This is a genomic window from Pseudonocardia sp. EC080619-01 (genome assembly GCF_001420995.1).
Classification (GTDB): Bacteria; Actinomycetota; Actinomycetes; order Mycobacteriales; family Pseudonocardiaceae; genus Pseudonocardia.
This window is the reverse complement of the sequence record NZ_CP012184.1, coordinates 5,284,093-5,303,313: the sequence shown is the minus strand read 5'-3', so window position 1 is coordinate 5,303,313 and position 19,221 is coordinate 5,284,093. Positions and strand designations below refer to the sequence as shown.

Below are 19,221 nucleotides of genomic sequence, written 5' to 3'. Positions count from 1 at the left end.
TGTGCCGAGCCAGCCCGCGGAGACGCCCTTCCACGATCTCGACGCCTACCTCGCCCTCCCCCGCCTCGCCGGGCTGGCGCTGTCACCCGACGGCAGCCGCCTGGTGACCGGCGTCGCGGAGCTCGAGACGGACGGCACGCGGTACCGCACCGCGCTGTGGGAGATCGATCCGGCCGGGGAGGACCCGCCGCGCCGCCTCACCCGTGGGGCGGCCGGCGAGTCCGGCCCGGTCTTCACCCCCGGCGGGGACCTGCTGTTCCGGTCGGCGCGGTCCGATCCGGACGCGTCCGGCGACGGCGAGACGCCGTCGGGGCTGTGGCTGCTGCCCGCGGGCGGGGGTGAGGCACGCCCGGCCGGGACGCGTCCCGGCGGGATCGACGACGTCGTCGTCGCGCGGGAGGCGGGGACCGTCGTCGCGTCGTCTCCGACCCTGCCCGGGGCGGTGACGGGCGCGGACGACGAGCGCCGGCGTACCGCCCGCAGCGAGGCGAAGGTCTCGGCGATCCTGCACACCGGCCACCCGGTGCGGCACTGGGACCACGACCTCGGGCCCGCCGAGGTCCGGCTGCTCCGCAACGACGGCGCGGACTGGACCGACCTGACACCGGCCCCGGGCCGCGCGCTGGACGAGGCCGGCTTCGACGTCTCCCCCGACGGGACGACCGTCGTGACCGCCTGGAACACGCCCCGCGGGAACGGGCGGCGGCGCAGCCGGATCGTCGCGATCGGCACCGACGGCGGCGGGCACCGCGACCTCCTCGCCGGCGACGGCCACGAGTACTCCGGGCCGCGGGTCTCCCCGGACGGCCGCACCGTCGCCGTCCTCCGCGAGTCGGTGTCCACACCGGACACCGCCCCGCGCACCGATCTGGTGCTGGTCCCGCTCGCCGGGGGCGCGCCGCGCCCGGTCGCGCCCGGCTGGGACCGCTGGCCGTCGGCCGTGCGGTGGGTCCCCGACGCGTCCGCGCTGGTCGTCACCGCCGACGAGGACGGCCGCGGCCCGCTGTTCCGCATCGATCTCGGCGCCGGCCCGTCCGACGACGTCGTCACCCGGCTCACCGGCGACCACGGCTGCTACACCGATCCGGTGCCGAGCCCGGACGGCCGCTGGGTCTACGCGCTGCGCACCGCCTACGACGCCCCGCCCGCACCGGTCCGGGTGGACGCCCGCACCCCCGGCGCGACCCCCCTCCCCCTGGCCGGCCCGGCCGACGCCCCGGAGCTGCCCGGCACGCTCACCGAGGTCGAGACCGTCACCGGGGACGGCACCCGGGTCCGCGGCTGGCTGGTGCTGCCCACCGGTGCCGGCCCGGACGCCCCGGCCCCGCTGCTGCTGTGGATCCACGGCGGGCCGCTGAACAGCTGGAACGCCTGGTCGTGGCGGTGGAACCCGTGGCTGATGGCGGCCCGCGGCTACGCCGTGCTGCTCCCCGACCCGGCGCTGTCCACCGGCTACGGCCAGGACTTCGTGCAACGCGGCTGGGGTCACTGGGGCGGGCCACCGTTCGACGACCTCATGGCCGTGACCGACGCCGCCGTCGCCCGCCCGGACGTCGACGCGACCCGTACGGCCGCGATGGGCGGCTCCTTCGGCGGCTACATGGCGAACTGGACCGCCGGGCACACCGACCGGTTCGCGGCGATCGTCACGCACGCCAGCCTCTGGGCGCTCGACCAGTTCGGGCCGACGACCGACCACGCCGAGTACTGGCTGACCGAGATGACACCGGAGATGGCGCGGGAGAACAGCCCGCACCTCCACGCCGACGCGATCACCACGCCGATGCTGGTGATCCACGGCGACCGCGACCACCGGGTCCCGATCGGCGAGGGCCTGCGGCTGTGGTGGGACCTGGTGTCCCGGCAGGCGGACCCGGAGGCGAACCCGCACCGGTTCCTGTACTTCCCGGACGAGAACCACTGGGTGCTCGCGCCGAACCACGCCAAGCTCTGGTACGAGACCGTCCACGCGTTCCTGGCGGCGCACGTGCTCGGCGAGGAGTGGGAGACCCCCGAGCTGCTCCGGTGAGCACCGGCCCCGAGGCGGTCGCGGAGGCCCACACCCGCCGCACCAGGACCGACCCCTGGCTCCGGGCGTTCACGGCCCCCGTCCCGGCCCCGGTTCGCACGGGATCAGGTCGCTCGCACGGGATCGGATCCCGTGCGGGCGGACCGAAGCCGTGCGAACACGGGCGGGAGGCTCCGCGGGGGGCGCTCGACGGGATGCCGGTCGCCGTGAAGGGGCGGTGGCGGCTCGGGGGCGGGGCGCCGGCGGTGCGGCGGCTGCTCGCGGCGGGGGCCGTCCCGATCGGGACGACGTCGGTGCCCCGCGGTCCCGGGTACCAGACGTGGGGTGCGACCGACCGCGGCCCGACCCGCAACCCGTGGCGCGGCGACCGGTCGCCCGGCGGGTCGTCGGCCGGGTCGGCAGCGGCCGTCGGAGCGGGCATCGTGCCGCTCGCGACCGGGTCGGACGGCGCCGGCTCCGTCCGCATCCCGGCCGCCTGGTGCGGGATCATCGGGTACCGGCCGACGTCCGGGCTGGTGCCGTCGACGGACCCGACCGGGCTCGCGACCCCTGGTGTGCTGGTCCGGGATCCCGCGCTGCTGCGGCCCTGGCTGGACGCGGTCACCACGGGACCCGTGCCCGCCGGGTCCGGTTCCGGGGCCGGGAGCGACGCGGGGTTCGCCACGGCCGCGTGGTCCGACGATCTCGGGTTCGCCGCCCGGGAGCTCGATCCGGACGTCGTCGGGATCGCCCGGGCCGCGGCGGCCGACCTGCTCCGCGCGGCGGGGGCGGCCGCCGTCGACGTCCCGCTGCGGCTCCACGACCCCGCTCCGGCCTGGACCGCCCTGCGCCACCCGGACGCCGGTCCCGCCGCGGTCCGGGCCGCCCACGAGCTGCGCGCCGCGAACGACCGGGCGCTACGGGCGTTCTTCGCGCGGGCCGACCTGCTCCTCACCCCGACCACCCCTGCGGGGCCGCACGGTCACGACGGACCAGGCGGGCGGATGAGCGTGGCCCTGACCTGGGCGTTCAACCTGTCCGGGCATCCCGCGGTGAGCGTCCCGGCGGGGTTCGGCCCGGACGGCTGTCCGGTCGGCCTGCAGATGGTGGCCCGCCACGGCGCCGACGAGGCGCTGCTCGATCTGGTCGCGGCACACGTGCCGGTGGCCCGTGCGGCACCGTTCTGACCGCACGCACGACCCCGCACGGGGCGGCGGATCAGAACAGCAGCGGGAGCCCGAGCGCCGCGTCGACGGCGATCGCCGCGAACAGCACGCACAGGTAGATGTTCGAGAGGTGGAACAGCGGCATCGGCGACACCTCGCCGCCCGCCTTCACCTCGGCGTGCAGCTTGTGCGCCCGGACGACGAAGTAGATACCGCCGAGCGCCGCGACGGCGAGGTACACCCACGACGTCGCCGGCAGCAGGAGCAGGCTCCACGCCACCATCACCCAGCTGTAGACGACGATCCGGACCGTGACCGCGGGAGCGGGGGCGATCACCGGGAGCATCGGCACACCGGCCGCGGCGTAGTCCTCGCGGTAACGCATCGCGAGCGCCCAGAAGTGCGGCGGCGTCCAGAAGAAGATCACGCCGAACATGACCAGGGCCGGCCACTCGACCGAGCCGGTGACGGCGGCCCAGCCGATCACCACCGGCATGCAGCCCGCGGCACCGCCCCAGACGATGTTCTGCGAGGTCCGCCGCTTCAGCAGCAGCGTGTAGACGAGCACGTAGAAGGCGATCGCGGCCAGCGACAGCGCGGCGGCGAGCCAGTTCGTGGTGAACCCGAGCCAGACCGAGCTGAGCGCCGCGAGCACCAGACCGAAGATCAGCGCGTGCCGGGTGGGGACCTGGCCCTTCGCCAGCGGCCGCCGGGCGGTGCGCTTCATCTTCTGGTCGATGTCGGCGTCGGCGACACAGTTCAGCGCGTGCGCCGCGGCCGCGGCCATCGCCCCGCCGAACAACGTGGCGACGATCAGCCACAGCGACGGGACGCCGCGCTGCGCGAGGAACATCGCGGGCACGGTGACCACGAGCAGCTGCTCGATGATCCGGGTCTTGGTGAGGCCGAGGTAGGCCGCCACGGTGGCGCGCACCCGGGCCCACCGGCCCGCCGGTGCAACCGGCGCGGGCGCCTCGGTCGCCGCCCCGGACCCGGCCGGCGGGGGCTGTGCGGGCTCCGGGGAGTCCGGCGTGACCTCGGCGGGCGCGAATCCGGCGGTCGAGGTCTCGACGGCCCGGTTCCGCCGGGAGGCGGGTGCGCTCACCTGTTCGTACCTCGCTCGGCTCGGCAGTTCTTCGACTCCGTCCCTGCGCGGTGGTCGACCGCACGGTCCGGGGCTGAGAGCGGAGGTCGCCGGAGTCCCGCCGACGCTCTAGTTCTACAGCGCGTCGATGCTAACCCTTCGCATGCCGGAGGGCCCCGCGGGGTACGCCCGTCCCGGGTGTCCGGAACGGGCGCCGTGACCGGCGGCAAAGCCGCAGGCCCCGGGCCCGCGCAGTAGGGTGGGCGCCGCCGGGGGCGGCAGCGGTGCCGCCGGGTCCTCCGGAGCGCCGCAGCGTGTCCGAGGAGCCTGCGGAGTGCACGCAGACCGCCCGCGGCACGACCGTCACATGCCGACGCGAGTACAGGAGCCACCGTCTTGTCCGAGACCGCCACGTCCCCCCACGCCGGGGACGCCGCCGTCGCCGCGCTCACCCGCGCGCACGTGCCCGCCGACTGGACCGACCTGGACCGCAGGGCCGTGGACACGATCCGCGTACTCGCCGCGGACGCGGTGCAGAAGTGCGGCAGCGGCCACCCGGGCACCGCGATGAGCCTGGCCCCGCTGGCGTACACGCTGTTCCAGCGCGTCATGCGGCACGACCCGGCCGACCCGGACTGGATGGGCCGCGACCGGTTCGTGCTCTCCGCCGGGCACTCCAGCCTCACCCTCTACATCCAGCTGTACCTGGCCGGCTACGGCCTGGAGCGGGAGGACCTGGAGCAGCTCCGCAAGTGGGGCTCGCTGACCCCGGGTCACCCGGAGTACGGCCACACCCGCGGCGTCGAGATGACCACCGGCCCGCTGGGCCAGGGCCTCTCCTCCGCGGTCGGCATGGCGATCGCGTCGCGCCGTGAGCGCGGCCTGTTCGACCCGGACGCCCCCGAGGGCGCCTCGCCGTTCGACCACCAGATCTACGTGATCGCCTCGGACGGCGACATCGAGGAGGGCGTCGCCTCCGAGGCGTCGTCGCTGGCCGGCCGCCAGGAGCTCGGCAACCTCACGGTGATCTACGACGCCAACGAGATCTCGATCGAGGACGACACCGCGATCGCCCTCAACGAGGACACCGCGAAGCGCTACGAGGCCTACGGCTGGCACGTCCAGACCGTCGAGGGCGGCGAGAACGTCACCGGCATCCTCGACGCGCTCGAGGCGGCCCGCGCCGAGACCGCACGGCCGTCGATGATCGTGCTGCGCACGGTGATCGGCTACCCGGCGCCCAACAAGATGAACACCGGGGCCGCGCACGGCGCCGCGCTGGGCGACGACGAGGTGCGCGCCGTCAAGGAGGTCCTGGGCTTCGACCCGGACCGCGACTTCGAGGTCGACGACGACGTGCTCGCGCACACCCGCGCGGTCGGCGAGCGCTCCCGCGCCGCACACGACGCGTGGCAGGGCACCTTCGACGAGTGGGCCGGCCGCGAGCCGCACCGCAAGCAGCTGCTCGACCGGCTGGTCGCGGGCCGCCTGCCCGAGGGCTGGGCCGAGGCGCTCCCGACCTTCGAGGCCGACGAGAAGGGCCTCGCGACCCGGAAGGCGTCCGGTTCCGTGCTGGCCGCCCTCGCCGACGTCCTGCCGGAGCTGTGGGGCGGCTCGGCCGACCTCGCGGAGTCGAACAACACCTCGATGAAGGGCGTCGACTCGTTCGGCCCCAAGTCGGCGTCGACCGGCATGTGGACCACCAGCCCGTACGGCCGCACGCTGCACTTCGGTGTCCGCGAGCACGCCATGGGCGCGGTCCTCAACGGCATCGCGCTGCACGGCCCGACCCGCGCCTACGGCGGCACGTTCCTGGTCTTCTCCGACTACATGCGCCCGGCCGTCCGGCTGGCCGCGCTGATGAAGACCAACCCGATCTACGTCTGGACGCACGACTCGATCGGTCTCGGCGAGGACGGCCCGACCCACCAGCCGATCGAACACCTCGCGGCGCTGCGCGCCATCCCGGGCCTCTCGGTCGTCCGCCCCGGCGACGCCAACGAGACCACCTACGCCTGGAAGGCCGCCCTCGAGGCGGTCGACGGCGGCCCGGTCGGGTTCGCGCTCACCCGGCAGAACGTCCCGACGCTGACCGGTACGACCGCCGAGGGCGTCGCCCGCGGCGGCTACGTCCTGGAGGAGGCCTCGTCCGGCGTCCCGCAGCTCGTGATCGTCGCGACCGGCTCGGAGCTGCACCTCGCGGTGCGGGCGCGCAAGACCCTCGAGGCCGAGGGCTTCGGTACCCGGGTGGTGTCGATGCCGTGCATCGAGTGGTTCGAGGCGCAGGACCAGGACTACCGCGACTCGGTGCTGCCGCCCGCGGTGCGGGCCCGGGTGTCCGTCGAGGCGGGCATCGCGATGCCGTGGCGCGGCTACGTCGGCGACGCCGGCCGCTCGGTGTCCATCGAGCACTTCGGCGCCAGCGCCGACCAGGCCACCCTGTTCGAGAAGTTCGGCTTCACCGCCGACACCGTCGCCGAGGCCGCGCGGGAGACCCTCGCCGCGGCCGAGAAGAGCTCCTGAACCCGACGGCACCCGATCGCAAAGGAGAGCAACCCATGAGCAACGATCGTCTGGCCGCACTGTCGGCGGCCGGGGTGTCCATCTGGCTCGACGACCTGTCCCGCGAGCGCCTGAACAGCGGCAACCTCGCGCAGCTGATCGAGCAGAAGAACGTCGTCGGGGTCACCACCAACCCGACGATCTTCGCCGGGGCGCTGTCCGACGGCGCCGCCTACGACGAGCAGGTCCGTGAGCTCGCCGCCCGCGACGCCGGCGTCGACGACGCGATCCGCGAGATCACCGTCGCCGACGTCCAGCAGGCCTGTGACGTCTTCTCCGGCACCTGGGAGCAGACCGGCGGCGTCGACGGGCGGGTCTCGCTCGAGGTCGACCCGCGCCTGGCGCACGACACCGAGCAGACCGTGGCCCAGGCCCAGGACCTGTTCAAGGCCGTCGACCGGCCGAACCTGCTGGTCAAGATCCCGGCGACCGAGGCGGGCCTGCCCGCCATCACCCGGGCCACCGCGGAGGGCATCAGCGTCAACGTCACGCTGATCTTCTCGGTGGAGCGGTACAAGGCCGTCATGGACGCCTACCTCACCGGCCTGGAGCGGGCCCTGGAGAACGGCCAGGACCTGGCCCGGATCCACTCCGTCGGCTCGTTCTTCGTGTCCCGCGTGGACAGCGAGATCGACGGCCGGCTGGAGAAGATCGGCGGTGACGAGGCGCTCGGCCTGCGGGGCCGGGCGGCGGTGGCCAACTCCCGGCTGGCCTTCGCGGCCTACCGGAGCGCGTTCTCCGGCGCCCGCTGGGACGCACTGGCCGCCGAGGGCGCGAACGCCCAGCGGCCGCTGTGGGCGTCGACCGGGGTCAAGAACCCGGACTACCCGGACACCCTCTACGTCACCGAGCTCGTCGTCGGCAACACCGTCAACACGATGCCGGAGAAGACGCTCGAGGCGTTCGCCGACCACGGCGAGGTCGAGGGCGACAAGGTCACCGACACCGCGGGTGCGGCCCAGCAGGTCTTCACCGACCTCGAGGGCGTCGGCATCGACCTCGACGACGTCTACACGGTCCTCGAGAACGAGGGCGTCGAGAAGTTCGAGAAGTCCTGGACGGAGCTGCAGGACACCGTCCGGCAGCAGCTCGAGGCTGCGAAGTAGTTGGCGGACGACACTCCCGGCGGCGACGGGGCCGATCTCGGCTCCGCCGCCGCCGGCGGTCCCACCGGGCACTCCCCCGCTCCCGTCCGGGTGCTCCTCGCCGGAGAACCCTTCGCGGGGGCGGCGCGGCGGATCGCGGCCGAGCTGGCTGGCGAGACCGTCGCGTCCCGGCTCGCCGACGGCGACCCCAGCGTCTGGGGGTCCGCCGCGGCGGGCCGGACCGGCTGGACCGCCCTCGCCCGCAGGTCCCGGCCGCTGGCCGGGCAGGTCGCCGCGCTGCGCGAGCGGTTCGCCGTCGCCGGCGCGCACCGGGTGCTGCTGGTCGGCACCCCCGACGCCGTCTCCGCCGCGCGGCTGGTCGCGGCCCACTCCCCCGACACCACCCGGCTCACCGCGCTCGACAGCGCGGACCCGGTGCAGGTCGCCGAGGCGCTGTCCGGCGCGCTCGACGAGACCGTGCTGGTCGTCGCGGACCCGGCCGGTGACGACCCGGTGGTCGGCGCCGTCCGGCACACCGTCGCGGCCGTCCTCGCCGACGAGGTCGGCCCGGCCGCGCTCGCCGCCCGCACCGTGCACGTCACCGAGCCCGGTTCCCCACTGGACACACCGGACCCGGACGGCACCGTCGTCGTCACCCTCGACGCCGACGTCCCCGGCCGGTTCGGCGCGCTCGGACCGCTGGGCCTGGTGCCCGCCGGGCTGGCCGGTGCCGACGTCGCCGGGCTGCTCGCCGACGCCGTCCCCACCGAGCAGGCCCTCGCCGCCGACGACCCCGACAACCCGGCCCTGCTGCTCGCCGGGGCGCTGGCGGCCGCCCGCGGTTCGGTGCTCGTACTGCGCGACGAGGTCCGGTCCCCGGCCGTGACGGCCTGGCTCGGACCGCTGCTGACCGCGGCCGGCCTGGTCGCGGTGGCCGCCGGCCCCGGCGAGCCGGTGCCCGCCCGGGCCGGCGCGGAGGCCGGACCACCCGGCGCCGTGGAGGTGCACGCCGACGGCACCGGGGCGGTTCCCGGGCCGGGTGGCGGCGCCGTCCGCACCGACGCGGGGCCCGGCGCCGCGATCGTGCTCTGGCAGGTCGCGGCCGCACTCGCCGCGCGGGTGCTCGACGCCGACCCGTTCGCCCCCGCGGTCCCCACCGCCGATCCCGGCGGGCCCGACCCGGAGCCGTCCTTCACCGACGGCGGGATCGCCGTGCACGCCGGGGACTGGCTGCCGTCCGGGGTGGACACCGTCGCCGGTGCCCTCGACGCCCTCGCCGCCGCCGCGGGCGACGGCGGTCACCTGGCGGTCTCCGCCTGGCTCGATCCCGAGTCGGACGCCTCGGTCGGTGTGCTGCGGGGCCCGCTCGCCGAGCGCGCCGGGCTCCCGGTCGCGTTCGGCTGGGCTCCCGGCTGCCGGGCCGGTGACACCGGCGCGCCCGACCGCGCCGTCCACTGCCACCTCACCGGCGGCGGCCTCGACGGTGGTGAACCGGCAGGCGACCCGGTGTCCGACGGCACCGTGGGGTCACCCGGCCCGGGTGGTGATGATCCGTTCGGCGCGGGAACCGCGCCGGAACCGTCCGGACTGGCTAGCCTTCATGCGGCGCAGGCCCGCGCGGTCGTCGAGGACCAGCGGCGCCGGGGACGGCCGGTGCTGCGGCTGCACCTGGCCGATCGGCTGACCGGCCTGGTCACGCTGGCGCGAGCCGTCCAGAACTGACACGGTCACACACACAGGAAGGCCGAGGAGCGATGCCCACCGCGAACGGCGGCCGGACCAACCCGCTGCGCGATCCCCGCGACAAGCGGCTCCCCCGCATCGCCGGCCCGTGCGGACTGGTGATCTTCGGGGTCACCGGTGATCTCTCCCGCAAGAAGCTGATGCCGGCGATCTACGACCTCGCCAACCGCGGCCTGCTCCCGCCGGGCTTCGCGCTCACCGGGTTCGCCCGCCGCGACTGGGACTCCGAGGACTTCGGACAGGTCGTGTACGAGGCCGTCCGGGAGCACGCGCGGACCCCGTTCCGCCAGGAGGTCTGGGACCGGCTGGCCGAGGGCCTGCGGTTCGTCCAGGGTGCCTTCGACGACGACGCCGCGTTCGACGAGCTCGAGCGCACCGTCCGCGAGCTGGACGAGAAGCGCGGCACCGGCGGGAACCACGCGTTCTACCTGTCGATCCCGCCCAGCGCGTTCCCGGTCGTCTGCAAGCAGCTCGCCCGGTCGGGGCTGTCCGCCCAGGAGGACCCGGACGTCTGGCGCCGGGTGGTGATCGAGAAGCCGTTCGGGCACGACCTGGCCTCGGCCAAGGAGCTGAACGCGATCGTCAACGAGGTCTTCCCCGAGGACTCGGTGTTCCGCATCGACCACTACCTCGGCAAGGAGACCGTCCAGAACGTCCTCGCCCTCCGGTTCGCGAACCAGCTGTTCGAGCCGATCTGGAACGCGAACTACGTCGACCACGTGCAGATCACGATGGCCGAGGACATCGGGCTGGGCGGGCGTGCCGGCTACTACGACGGCATCGGCGCCGCCCGGGACGTCATCCAGAACCACCTGCTGCAGCTCCTCGCCTTCACCGCGATGGAGGAGCCGACGTCGTTCTCGTCGGACGAGCTGCGCGCCGAGAAGATCAAGGTGCTGAAGGCGGTCAAGCTCCCGCTGCCGCTGGACGAGACCACCGCCCGCGGTCAGTACGACGGCGGCTGGCAGGGCGGCGAGGAGGTCCCCGGGCTCAAGGAGGAGGAGGGGTTCAACCCCGACTCCACGACCGAGACCTTCGCCGCGATCACCTGCGAGGTCGAGAACCGCCGCTGGGCCGGGGTGCCGTTCTACCTGCGCACCGGCAAGCGGCTCGGCCGGCGGGTCACCGAGATCGCCGTCGTCTTCAAGCGTGCCCCGCACCTGCCCTTCGACGAGACGATGACCGAGGAGCTGGGGCAGAACGCCCTGGTCATCCGGGTCCAGCCGGACGAGGGGGTGACGATGCGGTTCGGCTCCAAGGTGCCCGGCAACCAGATGGAGGTCCGCGACGTCACGATGGACTTCGGCTACGGCAACGCCTTCACCGAGTCCTCCCCCGAGGCCTACGAGCGGCTCATCCTCGACGTCCTGCTCGGGGAGCCGTCGCTGTTCCCGGTGAACGAGGAGGTCGAGCGGTCCTGGGAGATCCTCGACCCGGTCATCGAGCACTGGTCGGGGTTGCCCGACGGGCCCGACGGCTACCCGGCCGGATCCTGGGGTCCCGACTCGTCCGCCGAGATGCTCGCCCGCACCGGTCGCCACTGGCGCCGGCCCTGACCTCCGAGGAGCCGACACACATGATCATCGATCTGCCGTCGAGCAACACCTCGGCGGTCAACCGCAAGCTCGTCGAGCTGCGCGAGTCCGGCGGCGTGTTCGCGCTGGGCCGGGTGCTGACCCTGGTCGTCGTCACCGACGACGGGCCGGAGCTGGAGCGCTCGATCGACGCCGCCAACGCCGCCAGCCGCGAGCACCCGTGCCGGGTCATCGTGCTGGCCCGCGGGCAGCGCCGGGCCTCGCCGCGGCTCGACGCGCAGATCCGGGTCGGCGGTGACGCCGGCGCCAGCGAGGTCATCGTGCTGCGCGGCTACGGCCCGCTCGCCGCCGAGGAGGCCGGTGCCGGCATGGTCATGCCGCTCCTGCTGCCCGACGCACCGGTCGTCGCCTGGTGGCCGGGCGAGGCCCCGGCCGCACCGTCGGAGGACGCCGTCGGGCGGCTCGCGCAGCGCCGGATCACCGACGCGCTGTCGTCGAAGAACCCGACGAAGGCGTTCGAGCAGCGGCGCAAGGACTACGCCCCCGGCGACACCGACCTCACCTGGACCCGGCTCACGCACTGGCGGGCCCAGCTGGCAGCCGCGCTGGACGTGCCGCCCCACGAGGAGGTGACCTCGGCCGTCGTCGCGGGTGAGGTCGTGTCGCCCTCCACCGAGCTGGTCGCCGGCTGGCTGGCGTCCGCGCTCGGGGTGAAGGTGAAGCGGTCGCCGTCGGAGAAGGCCAACGGGCTGTCGATGGTCCGGCTCGTCCGCGCGTCGGGCGACGTCGAGCTGGCCCGTCCGGACGGCAAGACGGCCCGGCTCACCCAGCCCGGGCAGCCGGAGCGGCTGATCGCGCTGGCACGGCGGCACGTGTCCGACTGCCTCGCCGAGGAGCTGCGCCGGCTCGACCCGGACGAGGTCTACGCCGAGGCGCTCGAGGGAGTGTCCCGGGTGACCCGCGGCCGTACCCCGGTGAAGGTGTGAGCATGAGCGAGAACGTGCAGGTCGCCGTCCACCCCGACGCCGACGCCCTGGCCGCCGCCACCGCGGCGCGGCTGATCACCGCGCTGGTCGACATCCAGGCCGGCGGTGCCGTCCCTCGGGTCGTGCTCACCGGTGGCGGGGTCGGGATCCAGCTGCTGCGTGACGTGGCCGCCTCCCCGGCCCGCGACGTCGTCGACTGGGGGTCGGTGGACCTGTTCTGGGGCGACGAGCGCTTCGTCCCGGCCGACGACGCCGAGCGCAACGAGAAGCAGGCCCGCGAGGCCCTGCTCGACCAGCTGCCGCTCGACCCGGCGCGGGTGCACCCGATGCCGGCCGCCCCCGCCGACGGCGGCACCCGGGAGGAGGCCGAGGAGGCCGCCCGGGACTACGCCCGGGTGCTGCGCGACCTGGCCGGGCCGGACGGCGACGGCATCCCCGCCTTCGACGTGACGCTGGTCGGCATGGGCGAGGAGGGGCACACGCTCTCGGTCTTCCCGGACTCCCCCGCCGTGCACGAGCAGGCGCCGTCCGTCGTCGCGGTGTTCGACTGCCCGAAGCCGCCGCCCACCCGCATCTCGCTCACGCTGGCCGCCGCCCGGCGCTCGCGTGAGGTGTGGGTCGTCGCCGCCGGGGCCGGCAAGGCACCGGCCGTCGCGGGTGCCCTGACCGGTGTCCCGGAGACCGAGCTGCCGGTCGGCGGGGCGCGGGGGACCGAACGGACCCGCTGGCTGCTCGACACCGCGTCCGCCGCCGAGCTGCCCGGGTCGCTGCACCCGCGGCCCTCCTGAGCCCACGACCGGGACTGTGAGATCGCGCCCGTCCGGCGGGTGCCGGGCGCGGCGCTCCGGTTAGGGTCCGCCGCATGCGCATCGGCACCCCGCTCGGCCCGGCCCCCACCCGCGTGCTGCTCCTCGGCTCGGGTGAGCTGGGCAAGGAGGTCGCGATCGCCTTCCAGCGCCTCGGCGTCGAGGTGGTCGCGGTCGACCGCTACCCGCACGCACCCGCGCACCAGGTGGCGCACCGCTGGCACGCGATCGACATGACCGACCCCGTCACGCTCGCCACGCTCATCGAGCAGGAGTCCCCGGACCTGATCATCCCGGAGATCGAGGCGATCGCGACCACCGCGCTGGCGGCGATCGAGGCCGCGGGCACGACCGTCGTGCCGACCGCCCGCGCCGCGCAGCTGACGATGGACCGTGAGGGCATCCGGCGGCTCGCCGCGGAGGAGCTGGGGCTGCCCACGTCGCCCTACGCCTTCGCCGACACCCTCGACGAGGTCCGCGCGGCCGTCGACCGGGTCGGGCTGCCGTGTGTGCTCAAGCCGGTCATGTCGTCGTCGGGCAAGGGACAGTCGGTCCTGAAGTCGGCCGACGACGCCGAGGCCGCGTGGGAGTACGCCCGCACCTCGGGCCGGGTGTCCGCGCCGCGCGTGATCGTCGAGGGCTTCGTCGAGTTCGACTACGAGATCACCCAGCTCACCGTGCGGCACGCCGGCGGGACCGCCTTCTGCGACCCGATCGGCCACCGCCAGGAGAACGGCGACTACGTCGAGTCCTGGCAGCCGCAGCCGATGTCGGACGCGGCGCTCGCCGCGTCCCGCGACGTCGCCGGCCGGATCACCGAGGCCCTCGGCGGGCGCGGGATCTTCGGCGTGGAGCTGTTCGTCCGCGGCGACGAGGTGCTGTTCTCCGAGGTGAGCCCCCGCCCGCACGACACCGGGCTGGTCACGCTCGCCACCCAGCGGCTGAACGAGTTCGAGCTGCACGCCCGCGCCGTCCTCGGCCTTCCGGTCGACACCGCGTTGCGCGCCCCCGGCGCGTCCGCGGTGGTGTACGGCGGTGACGACCTCGACGCGCCCGACTACGAGGGCGTCGCGGAGGCGCTCGCCGTCGAGGGCGCCGACCTGCGGCTGTTCGGCAAGCCGTCGGCGAGCGAGCGCAGGCGGATGGGGGTCGCGGTGGCGTACGCCGACGACGTCGACACCGCGCGGGAGCGGGCCCGCCAGGCCGCCGGGCACGTCCGGCCGGTCGCCCGGAGCTGAGTCCCGCCTGCGGTGGGCCGGTCCGCCACGCCGCCCACGGCGGGCCGGACGCGACCTACCGCGGGTAACCTCGACGTCGGAGGTGGAGCGATGGCGGGTCGCACCGGACTGGTGGTGGCGGGCGCCGGAGCCCGCGGCGCGTACGAGGCGGGGGCGCTCACGGAGCTGCTCCCCCGGCTGACCCGTACCTGGTCGGCGCCGTCGGTGCTGGTCGGGACGAGTGCCGGCGCCCTGAACGTGGCCGCGCTCGCGGGCCTGACCGGCACCGATCCCGAGGAGGCCGCTGCCGAGCTGGTGACCCGCTGGGAGTCGGTGCGGACCAGTGAGGTCGTCGCGCTCCCGTCGTCGGCGTTCGAGGCGGGCGCGGCCTACCTGGGCGACCTCGCCGGTGTCCCGTCCGCCCTGCGACGGCTGCTGGGGCTGCCCGATCGCGTGACCCGGCTGCTCGACGCCGAGCGCCTGCGCCCGGTCGTCGAGCGGGTCGTCGACTGGGACCGGCTGCATCACGCGATCGCCCGCGGCCCGGTCGACGCGGTCGGGGTGGCGTGCACGTCGGCGGGCACCGGTGGGACGGTCGTGTTCGTCGAGCGCGGACCCGATGTCGGGCTCCCGCCCTACGACCCGGGCCGCGACATCCGCTACGTCGACGCCGTGCTGACCCCGGACCACCTGCTGGCCTCGGCCGCGGTGCCGGTGCTGTTCGCACCCCGCCGGATCGAGGGCCCCGACCCCGGCTGGTACCTGGACGGCGGTGTCCGCCTGAACACCCCGCTCAAGCCGGCGCTGCGGCTCGGCGCGGACCGGATCGGCGTCGTCGCGACGACGCCGGCCGTGCCGGTGCCGGAGGCGGCCGACCCGCCCGCGGACGTCCCCGACGTCTACGCGGTCGCCGCGCTCGCGCTGCGGATCGTGCTCGGCGCGGGCGTCACCGAGGACCTCCGGACGCTGCGGGCGGTGAACGAGCTCGTCGAGCGCGGTGTGGACGGGCGGCACCGCCGGATCGGGAGCTGGTTCACCGGGCCGCCACCGGACCGCGGGACCGAGCTCGCCGACCTCGCCGCCGAGGTCCGCCGGACCGAGTACGGCGGCCTCTGCGCGCTGCGCAACCCGTCGCTGTTCGTGCTGGAACGACTGGTCGGCGGCGGGGTGCCGGACGTCGACCCGACGCACGGGGCGGAGCTGCTGAGCTTCCTGTTCTTCGATCCGGCGTTCGCGTCCGCGGCGGCGGCGCTGGGGGCGGCGCACGCGACGTCGGCGGCTGCTCCCGACGGGCCGGAGCCGGCCCGGCGCGCCCGCGCGTGACCCGGGACCGCCACCGCCACCGCACCGGGCGGGGTCGGACGGCGTCGCTGCCGCGTTCGCCCGTCCGGACCCGGACGACCGCCTCGACCGGCTGCACCCAGATCTTGCCGTCGCCGATCGTGCCGGTCCGGGCCGCGGCGGCGATACCGTCGACGACCTTGTCGACGAGCTCGACATGTTGAGCACGCATCGGGACCGACCGGCCCCGGCGCACCAGACCGGACATCGGTGTCGCAGCACCCCGAAAACGGACCATCGGCGTGATCCGGGCGGTTCCCGCCGTGGCCGATGAGTCCGCACGACACCCCCGGTCGGTACTGCGGACAGCGGCCCACACCGGACCGCCCGGGGAAGGGACACCGCCATGACCACCAGGTCCACCACCGCCACGACCGGCTCGGCCCGCCCGCTCGCCGGGACGATCGCCCTCTGGGTGCTGCAGGTCGTGCTCACCGGCGTCTTCGTGATGGCGGCACTACCGAAGATCAGTTTCGATCCCGTCGCCGTCGCCGGGTTCGACCTGCTGGGGCTGGGCGTGCCCGGCATGGTCGTCGTCGGCTGGCTGGAGCTCGCCGGGGCGGTCGCGTTGCTGGTCCCGAGGCTGTGCGGGCTCGCGGCGACCTGCCAGGTCGCCCTCATGGTCGGCGCGACCGTCGTCACCGCGATCCTGATGCCGGGGATGATCGCCTTCCCGGCGGTGGTGCTGGTGCTGGTCTGTGTCGTCGCCTGGTTCCGCCGGCACGACACCGCGGCGCTGCTGCGGATGGTGCGCCGCTGAACGCCCCGCCGCCCCGGAGACGACCTCCGGGGCGGCGGGCCGTCGCGGGGTCAGACGGTCTCGTCGGTGAGCCGGCCGTGGTTGTGGTCGTCGTAGGCGGCGAGATCGAGGAAGCCGTGCCCGGAGTAGTTGAACAGGACGACCTTCGCCTGACCGGTCTCCTTCGCGGCCAGCGCCTCGTCGATCGCCGCGGCGATCGCGTGCCCGGTCTCCGGTGCGGGGATCCTCCCCTCGGTCCGGGCGAACTGCTTGGCCGCCTCGAACACCTTGCCCTGCGGGTAGGCGGCCGCCTCCATGCGCTCGTCCCGCACCAGGGCCGACACCAGCGGCGAGTCGCCGTGGTACCGCAGGCCGCCCGCATGGATCGACGGCGGCACGAAGTCGTGCCCCAGGGTGTACATCGGCATGAGCGGGGTGAGCCCCGCGGTGTCGCCGAAGTCGTAGTCGTAGCGGCCCTGGGTCAGCGTCGGGCAGGACAGCGGCTCGACGGCGAGCAGCCGCACACCCGCGTCGGGGACGAACGGGAAGGCGATGCCGCCCAGGTTCGAGCCACCCCCGCAGGACCCCACGACGACGTCGGGCAGCCGCTCCCCGGCCAGCTCGAGCTGTTCCTTCGCCTCCAGCCCGATCATGGTCTGGTGCAGCACGACGTGGTTCAGCACGGAGCCGAGCGCGTAGTGGGTGTCGTCGCGGCCGACGCAGTCGCGGACCGCGTCGGAGATCGCCGAGCCGAGCGATCCGGGCTGGTCCGGCTCGTCGACCGGGGACGCGACGACCTCGCCGCCCCAGGTCTCGATCGCGATCCGCCGGTAGGGCTTCTGCCCGTACGAGGCCCGCACCATGTAGACCTTCAGGTCCAGGCCGAACTGCGCCGACGCGAACGCCAGCGCGGTGCCCCACTGCCCGGCGCCGGTCTCGGTGGTGAGCCGGGTGGTGCCGTCCTGGGCGTTGTAGAACGCCTGCGCCACCGCCGTGTTGGTCTTGTGGCTGCCGGACGGTGAGACCGACTCGTCCTTGTAGTAGATCCGGGCCGGTGTCCCGAGCTCCCGTTCGAGCCGGGCGGCCCGCACCAGCGGGGTCGGGCGCCACAGCCGGAGGATGTCGAGAACCTCACCGGGGACGTCGATCCACGGTGCGGCGCTCACCTCCTGCTCGATCAGCGCCGCGGGGAAGAGCGGCGCCAGGTCGTCGGGGCCGACCGGCTCCCGCGTCCCCGGGTGCAGCGGCGGCTGCAGCGGGGCCGGCAGGTGCGGCACGACGTTGAACCAGGCCTCGGGGATCCGTTCCGGTGGCAGCGTCCAGCGGGTCATGACCTCGGAACCTATCCCGGAGGTGCCGTGGGTCACGAGAGGGGCGCGTCTCCGGGATCGTCGATCCGCACCGCGACCTGCTCGTTGTCGTGGGTCCAGCAGACGTAGGAGTAGCGGACGCCGTGCTTCTCGGCGTACTCCCACCAGGCGCGGGCCTCGTCGCGCTCCCAGCCCGGGAAGTTGAGGAACTCGTCGAACAGCACGATGCTGCCCACACGCAGCCGCGGGCCGACGGCGGCCAGCACGGTCACCGCCGACGAGTACAGGTCCGAGTCGACGTGCAGGAAGTCCACCGGGCCGGGGTGCTCGGCCAGGAACCCGTCGAGGGTGTCGTCGAACAGACCGGGGACCAGCTCGGCGCCCGGGATCTCGGGCAGCGCTCCGACGTCGTCGAACGCGCCGGCGGGGAACCCCGCCCGCCACGTCTCGGGCAGGCCGGTGAAGGTGTCGAAACCGTGGACACGGCCGTCGGCGCGGTGCGCGGCGATCATGCGGAGGGTCCTGCCGCGGTAGACGCCGAACTCGCACGCCATGCCACCGGAGGGGGCCAGCGAGAGCGCGTGCGCCAGCGTCGCGTCCGGGGCCGGCAGCGCGACCGCCCCGGCCAGGTGGTCGCGGGCGAACCGGGCACTGCTCGCGACGGCCTCCCGCTCGCCGGCGGCGAAGACGTCGCGCCGGTCCCGGATCTCGGTGGCCCGCAGCTCGGAGAGCACGCGGTCGGCCTCGGCGCGGACGCGCCCGTCCAGCTCCTCGCGCAACGCGGCCAGCTCGGCCCGCAGCGTCGCCGTCTGGGCGGCGGTGTGCCGGGCCAGCGCGGCGTCGACCAGCCGGCCGGCGCGGCGGCGGGCACCGTGCAGCAGTGTGCGGGGGCCGCGGATCTACAGCTCCCGGGACGCCCGGAGCCGGCCGAGGGCCTCCTCCAGGATGGCCTCGCCGTCGGCGTCGCTGCGCCGCTCCTTCACGTAGGCCAGGTGCGTCTTGTACGGCTCGGTGCGCGGCGCGGCCGGCGGGTTCTCGGAGTCACGCCCGCCGGGCAGGCCACAGCGCGGACAGTCCCACGTCTCCGGGACCTCGGCCTCGGCGGCGAACCAGGTGTTGTTGACGTGTCCGTTCACGCAGTAGAACGGGATCCGTTCGCGTGCCGCGGTCTCGCCGCGCTCGGACTCGCCCATCGGACCGGCCCCGACCCGGGTGCCGCGGATCGCGTTGCCACCAGCCATCGTGTCGTCCCTCTCGCTCGCACTGGCGCGATTACGGTGTCAGGCGTTGCCGGCCAGCAGGAGGCCGTTGCCGACCACCGCGATGAACCAGATCAGCCCGACGAAGATCGTGTAACGAGCGACGTTCCGGTCGGCGGCCGCGGAGCCGGACAGGCTCGACTGGACGCCACCGCCGAAGAGGCTGGTCAGACCACCGCCCTTGCTGCGCTGCAGCAGGACCAGCGCGATCAGCATCACGCTGGTCACGATGAGGATGATCTGCAGGGTCAGGATCACGTGCACTTCCCAATCTGCGGTCGCTCGTGGAGTGGCCCAGGATACTCCGACACCCCGGGACCGTGTCCGGCCGGGTCGCCCACCTCCCCCACATGCGGCTCGGGGAGCTCCGGCCTGGGCCG

16 protein-coding genes and 1 pseudogene are annotated in these 19,221 nt (G+C 74.7%); 11 read left to right on the top strand and 6 right to left on the bottom strand.

Annotation, left to right across the window (positions count from 1 at the left end):
- Window position 1: 1 nt before the first annotated feature.
- On the top strand, window positions 2-2,029 hold the full coding sequence (locus tag AD017_RS24845; protein WP_227012575.1) for a S9 family peptidase: 2,028 nt from the start codon (window positions 2-4) through the stop codon (window positions 2,027-2,029).
- A 194-nt stretch (window positions 2,030-2,223) separates the two neighbouring features.
- Window positions 2,224-3,195 carry an amidase gene (locus AD017_RS24840; RefSeq protein ID WP_082399379.1) on the top strand — a complete coding sequence of 324 codons (972 nt, stop codon included), beginning with the start codon at window positions 2,224-2,226 and terminating at the stop codon, window positions 3,193-3,195.
- A 31-nt stretch (window positions 3,196-3,226) separates the two neighbouring features.
- Here the strand turns inward: AD017_RS24840 and AD017_RS24835 are convergent, their stop codons facing one another.
- Window positions 3,227-4,108 (bottom strand): heme o synthase, encoded by an 882-nt coding sequence (locus tag AD017_RS24835; RefSeq protein WP_050802551.1) that lies wholly within the window; start codon window positions 4,106-4,108, stop codon window positions 3,227-3,229.
- Between the two features lie 546 nt (window positions 4,109-4,654).
- Between AD017_RS24835 and tkt the strand changes: the two genes are divergently transcribed.
- The 8 genes from tkt to AD017_RS24795 all read left to right on the top strand — a co-directional run bounded on the left by tkt (window position 4,655) and on the right by AD017_RS24795 (window position 15,515).
- Window positions 4,655-6,781: a transketolase gene (gene tkt, locus AD017_RS24830; RefSeq protein ID WP_060575728.1), complete on the top strand. Its 2,127-nt coding sequence runs from the start codon at window positions 4,655-4,657 to the stop codon at window positions 6,779-6,781.
- Window positions 6,782-6,816: 35 nt separating this feature from the next.
- Window positions 6,817-7,926: a transaldolase gene (gene tal, locus AD017_RS24825; RefSeq protein WP_010241757.1), complete on the top strand. Its 1,110-nt coding sequence runs from the start codon at window positions 6,817-6,819 to the stop codon at window positions 7,924-7,926.
- The gene (locus AD017_RS24820; RefSeq protein ID WP_060575727.1) at window positions 7,927-9,627 is read left to right on the top strand and encodes a hypothetical protein; all 1,701 of its coding nucleotides are present in this window, start codon (window positions 7,927-7,929) and stop codon (window positions 9,625-9,627) included.
- 32 nt (window positions 9,628-9,659) lie between these two features.
- Window positions 9,660-11,204: a glucose-6-phosphate dehydrogenase gene (zwf, locus tag AD017_RS24815; protein WP_010224760.1), complete on the top strand. Its 1,545-nt coding sequence runs from the start codon at window positions 9,660-9,662 to the stop codon at window positions 11,202-11,204.
- Between the two features lie 20 nt (window positions 11,205-11,224).
- Window positions 11,225-12,169, top strand: a complete 945-nt coding sequence (opcA, locus tag AD017_RS24810; protein ID WP_010224759.1) for a glucose-6-phosphate dehydrogenase assembly protein OpcA — start codon at window positions 11,225-11,227, stop codon at window positions 12,167-12,169.
- A gap of 2 nt (window positions 12,170-12,171) precedes the next feature.
- The gene (gene pgl / locus AD017_RS24805) at window positions 12,172-12,957 is read left to right on the top strand and encodes a 6-phosphogluconolactonase (RefSeq protein ID WP_060575726.1); all 786 of its coding nucleotides are present in this window, start codon (window positions 12,172-12,174) and stop codon (window positions 12,955-12,957) included.
- A 74-nt stretch (window positions 12,958-13,031) separates the two neighbouring features.
- Entirely contained in the window at window positions 13,032-14,213 is a 1,182-nt protein-coding gene (purT, locus tag AD017_RS24800; RefSeq protein ID WP_010224756.1) for a formate-dependent phosphoribosylglycinamide formyltransferase, read from the top strand.
- Between the two features lie 90 nt (window positions 14,214-14,303).
- Window positions 14,304-15,515, top strand: a complete 1,212-nt coding sequence (locus AD017_RS24795; protein ID WP_060575725.1) for a patatin-like phospholipase family protein — start codon at window positions 14,304-14,306, stop codon at window positions 15,513-15,515.
- A 37-nt stretch (window positions 15,516-15,552) separates the two neighbouring features.
- On the opposite strand, the pseudogene AD017_RS34705 reads toward AD017_RS24795, so the two are convergent.
- Window positions 15,553-15,681 (bottom strand): annotated as a pseudogene (locus tag AD017_RS34705) (P-II family nitrogen regulator); the annotation flags it as partial.
- A 198-nt stretch (window positions 15,682-15,879) separates the two neighbouring features.
- On the opposite strand from AD017_RS34705, the gene AD017_RS24790 reads away from it, so the two are divergent.
- On the top strand, window positions 15,880-16,293 hold the full coding sequence (locus AD017_RS24790) for a DoxX family protein (RefSeq protein ID WP_060575724.1): 414 nt from the start codon (window positions 15,880-15,882) through the stop codon (window positions 16,291-16,293).
- A 50-nt stretch (window positions 16,294-16,343) separates the two neighbouring features.
- On the opposite strand, the gene AD017_RS24785 is transcribed toward AD017_RS24790, so the two are convergent.
- The 4 genes from AD017_RS24785 to secG all read right to left on the bottom strand — a co-directional run bounded on the left by AD017_RS24785 (window position 16,344) and on the right by secG (window position 19,099).
- Window positions 16,344-17,603 carry a TrpB-like pyridoxal phosphate-dependent enzyme gene (locus AD017_RS24785; RefSeq protein ID WP_060576598.1) on the bottom strand — a complete coding sequence of 420 codons (1,260 nt, stop codon included), beginning with the start codon at window positions 17,601-17,603 and terminating at the stop codon, window positions 16,344-16,346.
- A 32-nt stretch (window positions 17,604-17,635) separates the two neighbouring features.
- Window positions 17,636-18,361 (bottom strand): class I SAM-dependent methyltransferase, encoded by a 726-nt coding sequence (locus AD017_RS24780; protein WP_082398914.1) that lies wholly within the window; start codon window positions 18,359-18,361, stop codon window positions 17,636-17,638.
- 120 nt (window positions 18,362-18,481) lie between these two features.
- Complete coding sequence (locus AD017_RS24775; protein WP_010232080.1) at window positions 18,482-18,823, bottom strand: RNA polymerase-binding protein RbpA; 342 nt, start codon at window positions 18,821-18,823, stop codon at window positions 18,482-18,484.
- A gap of 39 nt (window positions 18,824-18,862) precedes the next feature.
- Window positions 18,863-19,099: a preprotein translocase subunit SecG gene (gene secG, locus AD017_RS24770; protein ID WP_029239623.1), complete on the bottom strand. Its 237-nt coding sequence runs from the start codon at window positions 19,097-19,099 to the stop codon at window positions 18,863-18,865.
- Window positions 19,100-19,221 lie beyond the last annotated feature (122 nt).

Bases quoted from the DNA above. Each gene is read 5' to 3' on its own strand.
- AD017_RS24775 (WP_010232080.1), bottom strand. From the start codon at position 18,823: ATGGCTGGTGGCAACGCGATCCGCGGCACCCGGGTCGGGGCCGGTCCG.
- AD017_RS24785 (WP_060576598.1), bottom strand. From the start codon at position 17,603: ATGACCCGCTGGACGCTGCCACCGGAACGGATCCCCGAGGCCTGGTTC.
- pgl (WP_060575726.1), top strand. From the start codon at position 12,172: ATGAGCGAGAACGTGCAGGTCGCCGTCCACCCCGACGCCGACGCCCTG.
- zwf (WP_010224760.1), top strand. From the start codon at position 9,660: ATGCCCACCGCGAACGGCGGCCGGACCAACCCGCTGCGCGATCCCCGC.
- tal (WP_010241757.1), top strand. From the start codon at position 6,817: ATGAGCAACGATCGTCTGGCCGCACTGTCGGCGGCCGGGGTGTCCATC.
- opcA (WP_010224759.1), top strand. From the start codon at position 11,225: ATGATCATCGATCTGCCGTCGAGCAACACCTCGGCGGTCAACCGCAAG.
- AD017_RS24840 (WP_082399379.1), top strand. From the start codon at position 2,224: ATGCCGGTCGCCGTGAAGGGGCGGTGGCGGCTCGGGGGCGGGGCGCCG.
- AD017_RS24790 (WP_060575724.1), top strand. From the start codon at position 15,880: ATGACCACCAGGTCCACCACCGCCACGACCGGCTCGGCCCGCCCGCTC.
- AD017_RS24795 (WP_060575725.1), top strand. From the start codon at position 14,304: ATGGCGGGTCGCACCGGACTGGTGGTGGCGGGCGCCGGAGCCCGCGGC.
- purT (WP_010224756.1), top strand. From the start codon at position 13,032: ATGCGCATCGGCACCCCGCTCGGCCCGGCCCCCACCCGCGTGCTGCTC.